Consider the following 13,852-nt stretch of genomic DNA (forward strand, 5'->3'; position numbering starts at 1 on the left):
TTGCTGTCAAGTGATTATTTTCAGAAGTTTTCGAAGATTTCTTCAACAACTTCAACCACTTGCGCTTCCGATCTCTCGTTAGCGGGAGGCGAATTCTACAGCGTTACACGCCGCTGTCAACACCTCTTTTTCTCCGCTTTCGACCGAGAAGATCGAAACGTTAATAGAGCCAGACAACACTGCCCTATCAACTGCTTCTGGGCTTCGATGAACTGAAGCAAGTCGCTGTCGAATTCTGCGTAACTCTTTGTTTACCAAGGAGTTTTCCGTTTCGACTGCGCCGGAAGTGGGGCGAATTATAGACTTCCAGAATCTGCCGTCAACACCTTTTTTCATATTTCTGTCACACAGGTCAAAAAACTCCCAGAAACGCAAAAGCCGGCCCCGAGGGGCCGGCTTTCTGCACTACTTACAAACTAGGGAAAGCAAATTGCGAGGCTTCATGACTGGCCCGCTGCGGCCAACGCTGGGTAATCGCCTTGCGACGAGTATAGAAACGCACCCCATCCGGCCCGTAGGCATGCAGATCGCCAAACAGCGAACGCTTCCAGCCACCAAAACTGTGATACGCCACCGGCACAGGCAATGGAACATTCACCCCCACCATACCCACTTCAATCTCGTCACAGAACAGACGCGCCGCTTCACCGTCACGGGTGAAGATACACGTACCGTTACCGTATTCATGGTCGTTGATCAGTTGCATGGCCGCTTCCAGGCTATCCACCCGCACAACACACAACACCGGCCCAAAGATCTCTTCTTTGTAGATACGCATTTCAGGCGTCACATGATCAAACAGACTACCGCCCAGGAAGAAACCTTCTTCATGGCCCGCAACACTCAGTCCGCGCCCATCAACCACCAACCTGGCACCCGAAGAAACACCGTCTTCTATATAGCCACTGACCTTATCCCGCGCCTGGCCAGTCACCAGCGGCCCCATATCCAGGCCACAAGACGTCCCCGCCCCGATCTTCAGTGCCTTGACCTGCGGCACCAGCTTGGCGATCAACGCATCCGCCACTTGGTCGCCCACGCACACCGCCACCGAGATCGCCATGCAACGCTCACCGCAGGAACCGTATGCTGCACCCATCAGAGCGCTGACGGCGTTATCCAGATCCGCATCCGGCATCAGCACCGCGTGGTTCTTCGCCCCACCCAATGCCTGTACGCGCTTGCCACGCTTGGTTGCCTCGGAGTAGATGTATTCGGCAATCGGCGTCGAGCCCACGAAGCTAAGCGCCTTCACTTCCGGCGCCTCGATCAGCGCGTCCACCGCGCCCTTGTCACCGTGCACCACGCTGAGCACGCCTTTGGGCAGCCCGGCTTCCTGCAACAGTTGTGCAATCAGCAATGTCGAGCTCGGATCACGCTCCGATGGTTTCAGGATGAAACAGTTACCGCAGACGATCGCCAGCGGATACATCCACAGCGGCACCATTGCCGGGAAGTTGAACGGGGTAATACCGGCCACTACGCCCAGCGGCTGGAAATCCGACCATGCATCAATATTTGGTCCTACATTACGGCTGTACTCGCCCTTCAGAATCTCTGGTGCCGAACACGCGTACTCAACGTTCTCGATGCCACGCTTCAACTCACCGGCGGCATCTTCCAGCGTCTTGCCATGCTCTTCGCTGATCAGTTGCGAAATGCGCGCTTCGTTCTGTTCCAGCAATTGCTTGAAACGAAACATCACCTGGGCACGCTTGGCCGGCGGAGTATTACGCCAGGCCGGGAACGCCGCCTTGGCTGCGTCGATCGCCTGCTGGATGGTTTCACGGCTGGCCAACGGCACTTGATGAATCACTTGGCCGGTCGACGGGTTGTACACGTCGGCACTACGGCCGGAATCACTGACCAACTCACCGTTGATCAAATGCTGGATAAGGCTCATGCGGGGCTCCTGAAAAGTTGTTCTATATAGAAGGAGAAATCAGTCGATCTTGTTCAGCACTTCGCCGACCGCATCGAACAGGCGATCCAGGTCCTGCGGCTTGCTGTTGAAGGTTGGCCCGAACTGCAGGGTGTCACCGCCAAAGCGCACGTAGAAACCCGCTTTCCACAAAGCCATGCCGGCCTCGAATGGACGCACGATGGCATCACCATCACGCGGGGCAATCTGGATCGCGCCGGCCAGGCCGTAGTTGCGAATATCGATCACGTTCTTGCTGCCCTTCAAGCCATGCAGCGCATTCTCAAAGTGCGGGGCGACTTCAGCGACGCTCTGCACCAGGTTTTCCTTCTGCAACAGGTCCAATGCCGCCAGGCCCGCCGCGCAGGCCACCGGGTGCGCCGAGTAGGTGTAGCCGTGGGGGAATTCCACCGCGTACTCCGGCGTCGCCTGGTTCATGAAGGTCTGGTAGATCTCGCTGCTGGCAATCACTGCGCCCATCGGGATCGCGCCGTTGGTGACTTGCTTGGCGATGCACATCAGGTCCGGGGTCACGCCGAAGCTGTCGGCACCGAACATCGAGCCGGTACGGCCGAAACCGGTGATCACTTCATCGAACACCAGCAGGATATTGTGCTGGTCACAGATCTCACGCAGACGCTTGAGATAACCCTGTGGCGGCACCAGCACGCCAGCGGAGCCGGCCATAGGTTCGACAAACACTGCAGCGATGTTCGACGCGTCGTGCAATTCGATCAGCTTGAGCAGTTCGTCTGCCAGCGCGATACCGCCCTGCTCCGGCATGCCACGGGAGAAGGCATTGCTTGCCAGCAAGGTATGCGGCAAATGGTCAACGTCCATCAAGCCCTGGCCAAACAGCTTACGGTTGCCGTTGACGCCCCCCAGGCTGGTACCGGCAATGTTCACACCGTGATAACCACGGGCGCGACCGATCATCTTGGTCTTGGTGGCCTGGCCCTTCAGGCGCCAGTACGCACGCACCATCTTAACCGCCGTATCGGCACACTCGGAGCCAGAGTCAGTGAAGAACACATGGTTCAGGTTGCCTGGGGTCAGGTCGGTAATCTTTTCCGCCAACTGGAAGGACAATGGATGACCGTACTGGAAGCCCGGCGAGTAGTCCAACGTGCCCAGCTGCTTGGCGACCGCTTCCTGGATTTCCTTGCGCGTATGCCCGGCACCACAGGTCCACAGGCCCGACAACGAGTCATACACCTTGCGGCCCTTGTCATCGGTCAACCAGCTCCCTTCGGCGGCCACGATCAGGCGCGGGTCACGCTGGAAGTTTCGGTTGGCGGTGTATGGCATCCAGTGCGCGTCCAGCTTCAATTGGCTGGCCAGGGACGATGGGGCATTTTCGGGCATGTTCATCAGCAAAACCTCGCAGGGCAAAAGGCAGCGTCGGGATTGAAAAAGCGTTGTTGCAGCTAAATTGCCACGACGATAAAGTCGGTGAAATCCAACTCTTCTAACCTTCAGTCAGGCCTTCACTAAACTATGAGCAGCCGTCGACCCGACCCCCTGGCCCAAGTCAGCGACTTCGATATCCGCCTGCTGCGCATCTTTCGCAGCGTGGTGGAGTGCGGCGGCTTCTCCGCGGCGGAAACCGTGCTGGGCATCGGGCGTTCGGCGATCAGCCAGCAAATGAGCGACCTGGAGCAACGCCTCGGATTGAGACTGTGCCAACGCGGCCGCGCCGGCTTCTCCCTGACCGAAGAGGGCCGCGAGGTCTACCAGTCGGCCCTGCAACTGCTGAGTGCCCTGGAAAGCTTTCGCACCGAGGTCAACGGCCTGCACCAGCACTTGCGTGGCGAGTTGATCATCGGCCTCACCGACAACCTCGTCACCCTGCCCCACATGCGCATCACCCACGCGCTCGCACAACTGAAGGAGCGCGGGCCGGACGTGCAGATCCAGATCCGTATGATCGCCCCCAACGAAGTCGAACAAGGCGTGCTCGATGGCCGCTTGCATGTGGGCGTGGTGCCGCAGGCCAGCGCCTTGTCGGGGTTGGAATACCAGCCGCTGTACAGTGAACGTTCATTGCTCTACTGCGCGGTCGGCCACCCGTTGTTCTATGCCGACAACAGGCAACTGGAAGATGCACGCATTGACGCCCAGGACGCCATCGCCCCGACCTTCCGCCTGCCCGCCGAAATCCAGGCCCATTACCAGGCGCTCAACTGCACGGCCAGCGCCTCCGACCGCGAAGGCATGGCGTTCCTGATCCTCACCGGCCGTTATATCGGTTACCTGCCCGACCACTACGCGAGCCTTTGGGTACAGCAAGGCCGACTGCGTGCGCTGAAACCGGCCACGCGTTTTTACGATTTAAGCCTCGCATCGGTCACGCGCAAAGGCCGGCGCCCCCATTTGGTGCTGGAAAGCTTCCTGGAAAGTCTCGCGGCAACCCGCTAACTCGGCCTCGCAGCTAAAAGCTGAGCAGTTGGACAGCTTTTTGCAACAGCCCAAGGACATAGACCTTGAGTTTGCCCGCCATGTCACCAGAAACGTCCAACAGCAGCGATCTTATCTACGGGCTCAACGACCGCCCGAAACCCGGACCTGCCTTACTCGCCGCCCTGCAACATGTACTTGCTGCATTTGTCGGCATCATCACCCCGCCGCTGATCATCGGCTCCGCCCTGGGGCTCACCGCCCATCTGCCCTACCTGATCAGCATGGCGCTGATGGTCTCCGGTGTCGGCACCTTCATCCAGGCGCGCAGGCCCTTCGGTATAGGCGCCGGGATGATCTGCCTGCAAGGCACCAGCTTCGCGTTTCTCGGCGCGGTGCTGTCGGCAGGTTTCCTGGTAAAACAACGCGGCGGCAGCCCGGAAGACATCATGGCGATGATCTTCGGCGTGTGCTTTTTCGGCGCCGTGGTGCAGATCGTATTAAGCCGCTTCATCGGGCAGCTGCGCCGAGTCATCACGCCTCTGGTCACCGGAATCGTCATCACCCTGATCGGCATCAGCTTGATCAAAGTCGGTATCACCGACCTCGGCGGCGGCTTCAATGCCGCCGACTTCGGCGCGCCGACCAACCTGGCGCTGGGCCTGTTCGTGGTGTTGACGATCATTCTGCTCAACCGCTCGAATACACCTTGGGTGCGCCTCTCGGCCATCATCATCGGCCTCGCCCTCGGCAGCCTGGCCGCCTGGTTCAGTGGCAAACTGGTGCCTCAAGCCCTGCCAGATCTGCCGCTGGTCAGCCTGCCGATCCCGTTCCGCTTTGGTTTCAACTTCGACTGGAGCGCTTTCCTACCGATCGCGCTTATTTATCTGATCAGCAGCATCGAAACCGTTGGTGACCTCACCGCCAACTGCATGATTGCCCGCCAACCCATCAGCGGCCCTTCTTATATAGGCAGACTCAAGGGCGGCGTACTCGGTGATGGCGTGAGCTGCATGATCGCCGCCACCTTCAGCGCCTTCCCCAACACCACCTTCGCGCAGAACAATGGTGTAATCCAACTCACCGGCGTGGCCAGCCGCTACGTTGGCCTCTACATCGGCGCGGTGCTGTTTTGTCTCGGTCTGTTTCCAATGATTGGCGCCGTGCTGCAACAAATCCCCAAGCCGGTGTTGGGCGGCGCCACCCTGGTGATGTTCGGCAGTGTGGCCGCTGCTGGCGTGCGCATCCTCGCCCAGGCACCGCTGGACCGGCGCAGCATGCTGATCATCGCCACTTCGTTTGGCGTCGGCCTGGGCATCGCCGCCCAACCGAACCTGCTGCATCTGATGCCGACGCTGGTGCAGAACCTGTTTGACTCCGCCATCACCAGCGGCGGGCTGACGGCCATCGTGTTGTGCCTGTTGCTGCCCGAAAGCAAGGCCCCCAGCGCTGCCGCAAACAAAGCACCGGAAAGCGACAGCCTGGAACCGCTTTGACGGTTTTATTGCATCAGGACTTGTCTGAGGCTTGAGGGTGGGTTATCTGTGCACACGTCGTCTCAATCGATCAGCACGGAAACCTCCATGAGCCTCGAAGTTCCTGCCCACAGCACCCACGCCGGTAAGCCCGCCAGCCGCATTCGGCAAAAGAACGAACAAGCGATTCTGCAGGCGGCTGAAGACGAGTTCGCGCGCCATGGCTACAAAGGCACCAGCATGAACACCATCGCGGCCAGTGCCGGGCTGCCCAAGGCCAACTTGCATTACTACTTCACCAACAAGCTGGGCCTGTATATCGCGGTGCTCAGCAATATCCTCGAGCTGTGGGACAGCACCTTCAACACGCTGACCGCCGAAGATGACCCGGCCGTGGCGCTCACCCGCTACATCCGCACCAAGATGGAGTTCTCGCGTCGCCAGCCCCAGGCTTCGCGAATCTTCGCGATGGAGATCATCAGCGGCGGCGAATGCCTCACCGAATATTTCAGCCAGGACTACCGCGCCTGGTTCAGCGGCCGGGCAGCCGTGTTCCAGGCCTGGATCGACGCTGGCAAGATGGACCCGATAGACCCCGTGCACCTGATCTTCCTGCTGTGGGGCAGCACCCAGCACTACGCCGACTTCGCCACCCAGATCTGCCGCGTCACCGGTCGCACCAAGCTGACCAAGCAGGACATGGAAGACGCCGGCACTAACCTGATCCATATCATCCTCAAGGGCTGCGGCATCAAGCCCGCCTATTAAACGAAGCGACTTATGCCTTTCACGCTCACCGGCCTTTGCGAGTTTCGCGAAGAAATACGCAAAAGCCGCTTTATCACCCTCGCCGCACCGATCACCAGCCCGCAGGACGCCCAGGCGTTTTTCGAGCAACACAGCGACTTGAACGCCACGCACAACTGCTGGGCCTGGAAACTGGCCGATCAATACCGCAGCAACGACGATGGCGAACCCGGCGGCACCGCCGGGCGGCCGATCCTGGCGGCCATCGAGGCACAGGGCTTCGATCAGGTGGCGGTGCTGGTGATTCGCTGGTACGGCGGCATCCAGCTGGGCACCGGCGGTCTGGCCCGGGCCTATGGCGGTGGAGCGAACAAATGCCTGCAAGCCGCCGATCGCATCGAACTGATCAGCCGTGTCCCCTTGAGTTGCGCTTGTGGCTTCGCCGAGTTGAACCTGGTGAAACTGCGCGTCGCCGAACTGGGTGGGCTGGTGGTCGAAGAAACCTTCACCGCCAATGGCGTCGAGCTGCAACTGGCCTTGGGCCAAGCGCATATCGACACCCTGCAAATTCAACTCGCCGACCTCAGCCGTGGGCGTATCCTGCTACAACGCTGAACTCCGTGAACCGCGACGCTAAAGGAAGCTTTTCATGTCTACGCCAAAAACCGCACTGATCATCGGCGCCTCCCGCGGCCTGGGCCTCGGCCTGGTCAAGCAACTGCTTCAGGACGGCTGGGACGTGACTGCCACCGTGCGTGACCCGAGCAAGGCCGATGCGCTGAAAGCCGTTGGGCCGGTACAGATCGAGAAGCTCGACATGGACGATCAGCAAGCCGTGATCGCCCTGAGCCAACGCCTCAAGGCCAGCACCTTCGACCTGCTGTTCGTCAACGCCGGCGTCAAGGGCCCTGCCAACCAGGAGCCGGGCCACGCCACCCTGGCCGAAGTCGGCCAACTGTTTTTCACCAATGCCGTAGCGCCGATCAACCTGGCCCAGCGTTTCGTCGGGCAGATCCGCAAGGACACTGGCGTGCTGGCGTTCATGAGTTCGGTGCTGGGCAGCGTGACCATCCCCGACGGCTCGGACCTGGCGCTATACAAAGCCAGCAAGGCGGCACTCAACTCCATGACCAACAGCTTTATCACTCAGCTGGGTGATCACAAGCTGACCGTATTGTCGCTGCATCCGGGCTGGGTGAAGACTGACATGGGCGGCGAAAACGCCCATATCGATGTCGACACCAGCGTGCGCGGCCTGGTTGACCAGGTGAACGCCTACACCGGCAAAGGCGGCCATCACTTCATCGACTACAAAGGCGACGCCATCGCCTGGTAAGCGGTGCGGGATTGTTATCGACCGATTGCCGTCGATAACAATCCGCGCGTAGACTGCCCCCTCGCCTTCACCGGCGACCCTGGATCAGCAGACAGGGCAACACTGAGCTGGCAAACCTGAACCCATCATTCAGAGGAGCCGGCCAATGCCTGCGACCCGTATCTGGTTAAAAAAACCCCTCGCGATTTTCACGGCCAATGGCCTCGATGCCCGTGGCGGCCTGGTGCTGCAAGACGGTGTGATCACCGAAGTACTGGCCCAGGGCCAAGAACCCGCGCAGCCCTGCGCGCAGGTGTTCGACGCCCGTGAACATGTGGTCCTGCCCGGGCTGATCAACACCCACCATCATTTCTATCAAACCCTCACCCGCGCCTGGGCGCCGGTGGTCAATCAGCCCTTGTTTCCCTGGTTGAAGACCCTGTACCCGGTCTGGGCACGGCTCACCCCGGAAAAACTCGCACTGGCCAGTAAAGTTGCATTGGCCGAACTGCTGCTCTCGGGCTGCACCACAGCGGCAGACCACCACTACCTGTTCCCCGAGGGCCTGGAAAACGCTATCGACGTGCAAGTGCAAAGCGTGCGCGAATTGGGCATGCGCGCCATGCTCACCCGCGGTTCCATGAGCCTGGGCGAGGCCGACGGTGGCCTGCCGCCGCAACAGACGGTGCAACAGGGCCAGGTCATCCTCGAAGACAGCCAGCGCCTGATCCGTGAATACCACCAGCGTGGCGACGGCGCGCAGATCCAGATTGCACTGGCGCCCTGCTCGCCGTTTTCCGTCACCCCGGAAATCATGGAAGCCAGCGCTGAACTGGCCAATCGCCTGGATGTGCGCCTGCACACCCACCTGGCGGAAACCCTCGACGAGGAGGATTTCTGCCTGCAACGTTTCGGCCTGCGTACCGTGGATTACCTGGACAGCGTCGGCTGGCTCGGTCCGCGCACCTGGCTGGCCCATGGCATCCACTTCAACCCGGATGAAATCGCGCGCCTGGGCGCTGCCGGCACCGGCATCTGCCATTGCCCAAGCTCGAACATGCGCCTGGCGTCCGGCATCTGCCCGACCCTGGACCTGCTCGCGGCCGGCGCGCCTATCGGCCTGGGTGTGGACGGTTCCGCGTCCAACGACGCGTCGAATATGATCCTTGAAGCGCGCCAGGCTTTGTACATCCAGCGCCTGCGTTACGGCGCGGAAAAGATCACCCCGGAAGGTGTGCTGGGTTGGACGACCAAGGGTTCGGCGCAGTTGCTGGGGCGTACGGATATCGGTGAGTTGGCCGTAGGCAAGCAGGCCGACCTGGCGCTTTTCAAGCTCGACGAGCTGCGCTTCTCCGGTAGCCATGATCCGATTTCGGCGTTGCTGTTGTGCGGCGCCGACCGTGCGGACCGGGTAATGATCGGCGGCAAATGGCGCGTGATCGACGGCCAGGTCGAAGGCCTGGACCTCAAGGGCCTGATCGCCGATCACACCCAGGCTGCGCGTCAGTTGATCGCTGGCTGATTACAACCCCAACAGCGACAGCATGATAAAGGTCGCAAACAGCACGAAATGGGTCATCCCTTCGATGGCGTTGGTTTCGCCATCGTTGAGGTTGATCGCGCTGACGATCAGCGTGATAAACACCATCACGGTCTGCACCGGCGTCATCGCCATCTGGAACGGCTGCCCGGTGTAGAGCGCCATCGCCTCCATCACCGGCACCGTCAGGATCACCGTCGACAGCGAAGCACCCAGCGCGATATTCACCACCGACTGCATGCGGTTCGCCAACGCCGCCCGCAACGCGGTCAGAATCTCCGGTGCCGCCGAAATGGCCGCGACCACGATCGCCGTGATCACCGGCGGCGCGCCTGTGCCTTCCAGGCCCAGGTCCAAGGTCTTGGACATCACCTCGGCCAGTGCACCGATCACTATCACCCCAAACACCAGCGTGCCAATGGAAAACGCCAGGTTGACCGCCGGCGCTTCCTGTTCTTCCGGCAGTTTCTTGCGGCGCTTTTCCGGGTAGCTGTAGCTGAAGAAGTAACTGTGCGGCCCAACCTGCATACGCAGGAACAGGGTGTACAACACCACCATCGCGCCAATGGTGAAGGCCGAATAGATTTTCCAGTCGGCTTCGGGGATAAATTCCGGCACCACCATCGACACACCCATGGCGGTGAGGATCATCACGCTGTAGGTGCGTGCCGAGTCATCGTTGTAGGACTGTTCACCATGCTTGATGCCGCCCATCAGCGCGGCCAGGCCGAGGATCCCGTTGATGTCGAGCATCACCGCCGAATAGATGGTGTCGCGCACCAGGGTGGGCGATGGCTCATTGCTCATCATGATCGCCAGGATCACCACTTCCACCAGCACGGCGGCGAGGGTGAGGATCATGGTGCCGTAGGGATCGCCGACTTTTTCCGCGAGCTGCTCGGCGTGATGGGCCACGCGCATCGACGCCACCACGATAAAGCCGATCAGCACCACACCGGCCAGCAGCGCCGTGATTTGGCCACTATGGAGCATCCAGTGCTCCAGCGGATAGGCAGCGATGGCGGCAATCAGCGCCAGCAGCATGAATTTTTCTTGCTTGAGGGATGTGAGCATTCCGGGCCTTTTAGTACGGCAAATCAGTCATTGATGGGGTACAGACTGCGCCAAGCCGCTAACGTTTCGTTACACCTTAGTTCACAACGCCCTTGCGTGAATGCAACGAAAGCAATCCTGCTGGTCAGGTTTTGCCGATTATTTCAGCCATGGCCTGTAGAATGCCTTCATTGCACCTGATGAGAATTTAGAAAAATGTACGATTGGCTCAACGCCCTGCCCAAGGCTGAACTGCACCTGCATCTGGAAGGCTCGCTGGAGCCGGAGTTGCTGTTCGCCCTGGCCGAGCGCAACAAGATTGCGCTGCCGTGGAACGACGTCGAAACCCTGCGCAAGGCCTACGCCTTCAACAACCTGCAGGAATTCCTCGACCTGTATTACAAGGGCGCCGACGTGCTGCGCACTTCCCAGGATTTCTACGACCTGACCTGGGCCTATCTGCTGCGCTGCAAAGCGCAGAACGTGATCCACACTGAACCCTTCTTCGACCCGCAAACCCACACCGACCGTGGCATACCGTTCGAAGTGGTACTCAACGGCATCGCTGCGGCGCTGAAAGATGGCGAGCAGCAACTGGGGATCACCAGCGGCTTGATCCTCAGCTTCCTGCGCCACCTGAGCGAAGCCGAAGCCGAAAAAACCCTCGACCAGGCCCTGCCGTTCCGCGACGCGTTCGTGGCCGTGGGCCTGGACAGCTCTGAAATGGGTCACCCGCCAAGCAAATTCCAGCGTGTGTTCGACCGTGCCCGCCACGAAGGCTTCCTCACCGTCGCCCACGCCGGTGAAGAAGGCCCGCCGGAGTACATCTGGGAAGCCATCGACCTGCTGAAAATCCAGCGTATCGACCATGGCGTACGCGCCATCGAAGACGAGCGCCTGATGCAGCGCATCATCGACGAGCAGATCCCGCTGACCGTGTGCCCGCTGTCCAACACCAAGCTGTGCGTGTTCGACGACATGGCCCAGCACAACATCCTCGACATGCTCGAGCGTGGCGTGAAGGTGACCGTGAACTCGGATGACCCGGCGTACTTCGGCGGTTATGTCACCGAGAACTTCCACGCGTTGTACAGCTCACTGGGCATGACCCAGGACCAGGCCAGACGCCTGGCGCAAAACAGCCTGGATGCGCGACTGGTCAAACCGTAATACCCGTGGGAGCCGGCTTGCCGGCTCCTGCACAGTCAATGCCTGGACCATCACTCAGGCACGGCCAACCGGCTGATCGCCCTGCGCCCGATGGCACTGACCTGCAAGGCCTGGGACTCATTGCTCACGCAGATCCAGTTCGACTGCAAAAACAATTGCAACAACCCCGCCCCCAACGCACCGCCCAGGTGCGGCTGCTGCTGGCTCCAGTCAAAGCAGTTACACACCAGCGGCGACGCCAATGCCTGGGTAAAAATCCCCAGTTTTGCCAAGTGCTGGGCGCCCTTCACCGTGACATCGGGACGCTGTTCGTAGCGCTCGATCCAGCCTGCGTCCAGCAGATGTTGATACAACTGCGCCCCCAACTCGCCACCAAGGTGCCCATGGCACAAACGGGCATGACGTAACGACGGCGGAGCAATCAGGGTCGGCGGCAAAGCATCCGGCGCGCTGCGCGCAGCGCAGGCCATGGTGGTCCTGGCCAGGGCATCGATGGCTGCACTGACATCCGGCGCCGCCACGCGAAACAGGCGCTTGCCACGCCTGGCTTCCACACGCAGCAAACCGCCTGCGGTCAGTCGCGCCAGGTGCGCATGGGCGGAGGTCGTGGACAAACCGGCGAACGTCGCCAACTCTATCGGTGACTTGGCTGAACCGTCCATCAAGGCCCACAGCATGGCGGTGCGCTTGGGCTCGGCGAGCAAGCTGGCGATCTGACTGATGCAAGGTGCTGCTTCCATCTTTTCACTCCCTGTTGGCTTATTTTTCTACTGATGTGGGAGCCAGAGTATAGGGGCGCAAACCACCGGTTCCACGGCGTCTGACAGCGCGGATAGGGACAGGACCTGAGTGAAATTTCCTGCTCTGATGGAAGGCGCTACGTCGCGCTCAATCGCTCCGGCCATTGAGCGGTCAACGTCGCACAGCGAGATACGAGCATTTCCCGCAACAGGTTGATGGGCTTGCTCAGTTGCGCACGATGGGCACACAGCAGATTGAGCGGCGTGCGCTCACCACGCAGCTCCGGCAGGATCAGGCGCAAGCGGCCCGCGAGCACATCGGTGCTGACATCCAGCCAGGATTTGTAGGCAATCCCCACACCCGCCACCGCCCAACGACGGACCACGTCGGCATCGTCACTGAAGCGGTCACCCGTGACGGTCAAGCTCACTTCACGTTTGCCGTCGTGGAACGTCCAGTGGTCATGAACCCGGCTTCCGAGCATATAGAGCAGGCAATTGTGCTGGGCCAATTGCTCCAGGTGCCGAGGCTGACCATAACGGGCGAGGTAGCTGGGGGAGGCACACAGCACGCGAACATTCTCCGGCGCAACCGGCAGCGCGATAAGGCTCGAATCCTCGGGCTCACCATAGCGCAGGGCAATATCCACCGGCTGGCGAAACAGGTCGGCAATCCGATCACCCAACAGCAGACGGACGGTAAGTTGCGGATACTCACGCTGAAATTCATCCAACCACGGCAGCAACTGGTTACGCCCGAAATCCGACGGGGCGGACAGCTGCAGCACGCCGCTGACATGGTCCTGGCCGCTGGCCAATAAACGGCGCCCCTCGTCCAGTGAACTCAACGCAGCACGGGCATACTCCAGGAAGCCCTCGCCTTCGGCCGTCAGGCGCAAGCTGCGGGTGGAACGCGCCAGCAAGCGCGCGTCCAGTTGCTGTTCGATACGCTTGAGCGCGGCGCTGGCTACGGCGGGCGACAGGTCCATCACCCGTGCCGCTGCGGACAGGCTCCCGAGATCCGCCGCCCGTACAAACAACTGCAAATCATCAAAGCGCAGCATGTGTTCCCGCCCATTATCAAAATTTCATTGAAACAGACTGCTGTTTTAGCCGCTTTTATCTGCGCGGGAAATAGCCAATCATCTGTGCATCCCGTTCATCACGTGTCTGGAGTTGACTATGTCCACCGCCTTTAACGTCATTGCCACGCTGATCGCCAAACCCGGCCAACAAGCCACCCTGGAACCCTTGCTGCGCGGCCTGCTGGAACCCACGCGCCTGGAGGCCGGTTGCGAACAATACGACCTGCACCAAGACCTGCAACACCCCGAGACCTTCTACATGCTCGAACGCTGGAGCGACGAAGCGGCGCTCGCCGACCACGACCAGAGCGCGCATATCCAGAGCTTTCGCACCCAGGCCGCTGATGTAATCGAACACTTCGAACTCAAGCGCCTGAAATTTCTCGCCTGATCATCGCCGTTTTTCTGG

Annotated in this window: 13 protein-coding genes; 8 read left to right on the forward strand and 5 right to left on the reverse strand. The window is 60.4% G+C overall.

What is annotated here, in order from left to right; all coding sequences use genetic code 11:
- Nucleotides 1-409 precede the first annotated feature (409 nt).
- Both BM026_RS26305 and BM026_RS26310 read right to left on the reverse strand, forming a co-directional pair.
- Nucleotides 410-1,903, reverse strand: coding sequence for a CoA-acylating methylmalonate-semialdehyde dehydrogenase (locus BM026_RS26305; RefSeq protein ID WP_093530605.1), 1,494 nt, complete (start codon nt 1,901-1,903; stop codon nt 410-412).
- A 39-nt stretch (nt 1,904-1,942) separates the two neighbouring features.
- On the reverse strand, nt 1,943-3,292 hold the full coding sequence (locus tag BM026_RS26310; protein WP_065900385.1) for an omega-aminotransferase AptA: 1,350 nt from the start codon (nt 3,290-3,292) through the stop codon (nt 1,943-1,945).
- Nucleotides 3,293-3,418: 126 nt separating this feature from the next.
- Between BM026_RS26310 and BM026_RS26315 the strand changes: the two genes are divergently transcribed.
- The 6 genes from BM026_RS26315 to BM026_RS26340 all read left to right on the forward strand — a co-directional run bounded on the left by BM026_RS26315 (nt 3,419) and on the right by BM026_RS26340 (nt 9,377).
- Entirely contained in the window at nt 3,419-4,339 is a 921-nt protein-coding gene (locus BM026_RS26315) for a LysR family transcriptional regulator (protein ID WP_092250063.1), read from the forward strand.
- A gap of 80 nt (nt 4,340-4,419) precedes the next feature.
- A complete protein-coding gene (locus tag BM026_RS26320; RefSeq protein ID WP_071491554.1) occupies nt 4,420-5,814 on the forward strand; it encodes a uracil-xanthine permease family protein in 1,395 nt (464 codons plus the stop codon).
- Between the two features lie 87 nt (nt 5,815-5,901).
- Nucleotides 5,902-6,561, forward strand: a complete 660-nt coding sequence (locus BM026_RS26325; protein WP_058423630.1) for a TetR/AcrR family transcriptional regulator — start codon at nt 5,902-5,904, stop codon at nt 6,559-6,561.
- 12 nt (nt 6,562-6,573) lie between these two features.
- Nucleotides 6,574-7,155 carry an IMPACT family protein gene (locus BM026_RS26330; protein WP_093514670.1) on the forward strand — a complete coding sequence of 194 codons (582 nt, stop codon included), beginning with the start codon at nt 6,574-6,576 and terminating at the stop codon, nt 7,153-7,155.
- A 34-nt stretch (nt 7,156-7,189) separates the two neighbouring features.
- Nucleotides 7,190-7,876, forward strand: a complete 687-nt coding sequence (locus tag BM026_RS26335) for an SDR family oxidoreductase (protein ID WP_093530607.1) — start codon at nt 7,190-7,192, stop codon at nt 7,874-7,876.
- Between the two features lie 145 nt (nt 7,877-8,021).
- The gene (locus tag BM026_RS26340; RefSeq protein WP_093530609.1) at nt 8,022-9,377 is read left to right on the forward strand and encodes an 8-oxoguanine deaminase; all 1,356 of its coding nucleotides are present in this window, start codon (nt 8,022-8,024) and stop codon (nt 9,375-9,377) included.
- On the opposite strand, the gene BM026_RS26345 is transcribed toward BM026_RS26340, so the two are convergent.
- Nucleotides 9,378-10,469 carry a calcium:cation antiporter gene (locus BM026_RS26345; RefSeq protein WP_093514668.1) on the reverse strand — a complete coding sequence of 364 codons (1,092 nt, stop codon included), beginning with the start codon at nt 10,467-10,469 and terminating at the stop codon, nt 9,378-9,380. It lies immediately after the preceding gene.
- Nucleotides 10,470-10,664: 195 nt separating this feature from the next.
- On the opposite strand from BM026_RS26345, the gene BM026_RS26350 reads away from it, so the two are divergent.
- Nucleotides 10,665-11,618 (forward strand): adenosine deaminase, encoded by a 954-nt coding sequence (locus BM026_RS26350; RefSeq protein ID WP_092250047.1) that lies wholly within the window; start codon nt 10,665-10,667, stop codon nt 11,616-11,618.
- Nucleotides 11,619-11,668: 50 nt separating this feature from the next.
- Here the strand turns inward: BM026_RS26350 and BM026_RS26355 are convergent, their stop codons facing one another.
- Both BM026_RS26355 and BM026_RS26360 read right to left on the reverse strand, forming a co-directional pair.
- The gene (locus tag BM026_RS26355) at nt 11,669-12,358 is read right to left on the reverse strand and encodes an ArsR/SmtB family transcription factor (protein WP_092250044.1); all 690 of its coding nucleotides are present in this window, start codon (nt 12,356-12,358) and stop codon (nt 11,669-11,671) included.
- Nucleotides 12,359-12,495: 137 nt separating this feature from the next.
- Nucleotides 12,496-13,422, reverse strand: coding sequence for a LysR family transcriptional regulator (locus BM026_RS26360; protein ID WP_071491560.1), 927 nt, complete (start codon nt 13,420-13,422; stop codon nt 12,496-12,498).
- Between the two features lie 118 nt (nt 13,423-13,540).
- Here BM026_RS26360 and BM026_RS26365 point away from each other — a divergent pair, with 118 nt between their 5' ends.
- Nucleotides 13,541-13,834, forward strand: coding sequence for a putative quinol monooxygenase (locus BM026_RS26365; protein WP_092250040.1), 294 nt, complete (start codon nt 13,541-13,543; stop codon nt 13,832-13,834).
- The last annotated feature ends 18 nt before the right edge of the window (nt 13,835-13,852 follow it).

It is taken from the genome of Pseudomonas sp. NFPP24 (assembly GCF_900112095.1).
In the GTDB taxonomy this organism is placed as follows: domain Bacteria; phylum Pseudomonadota; class Gammaproteobacteria; order Pseudomonadales; family Pseudomonadaceae; genus Aquipseudomonas; species Aquipseudomonas extremorientalis.

Bases quoted from the DNA above. Each gene is read 5' to 3' on its own strand.
- BM026_RS26365 (WP_092250040.1), top strand. From the start codon at position 13,541: ATGTCCACCGCCTTTAACGTCATTGCCACGCTGATCGCCAAACCCGGC.
- BM026_RS26345 (WP_093514668.1), bottom strand. From the start codon at position 10,469: ATGCTCACATCCCTCAAGCAAGAAAAATTCATGCTGCTGGCGCTGATT.
- BM026_RS26335 (WP_093530607.1), top strand. From the start codon at position 7,190: ATGTCTACGCCAAAAACCGCACTGATCATCGGCGCCTCCCGCGGCCTG.
- BM026_RS26305 (WP_093530605.1), bottom strand. From the start codon at position 1,903: ATGAGCCTTATCCAGCATTTGATCAACGGTGAGTTGGTCAGTGATTCC.
- BM026_RS26360 (WP_071491560.1), bottom strand. From the start codon at position 13,422: ATGCTGCGCTTTGATGATTTGCAGTTGTTTGTACGGGCGGCGGATCTC.
- BM026_RS26350 (WP_092250047.1), top strand. From the start codon at position 10,665: ATGTACGATTGGCTCAACGCCCTGCCCAAGGCTGAACTGCACCTGCAT.
- BM026_RS26355 (WP_092250044.1), bottom strand. From the start codon at position 12,358: ATGGAAGCAGCACCTTGCATCAGTCAGATCGCCAGCTTGCTCGCCGAG.
- BM026_RS26315 (WP_092250063.1), top strand. From the start codon at position 3,419: ATGAGCAGCCGTCGACCCGACCCCCTGGCCCAAGTCAGCGACTTCGAT.
- BM026_RS26320 (WP_071491554.1), top strand. From the start codon at position 4,420: ATGTCACCAGAAACGTCCAACAGCAGCGATCTTATCTACGGGCTCAAC.
- BM026_RS26330 (WP_093514670.1), top strand. From the start codon at position 6,574: ATGCCTTTCACGCTCACCGGCCTTTGCGAGTTTCGCGAAGAAATACGC.
- BM026_RS26310 (WP_065900385.1), bottom strand. From the start codon at position 3,292: ATGAACATGCCCGAAAATGCCCCATCGTCCCTGGCCAGCCAATTGAAG.
- BM026_RS26340 (WP_093530609.1), top strand. From the start codon at position 8,022: ATGCCTGCGACCCGTATCTGGTTAAAAAAACCCCTCGCGATTTTCACG.
- BM026_RS26325 (WP_058423630.1), top strand. From the start codon at position 5,902: ATGAGCCTCGAAGTTCCTGCCCACAGCACCCACGCCGGTAAGCCCGCC.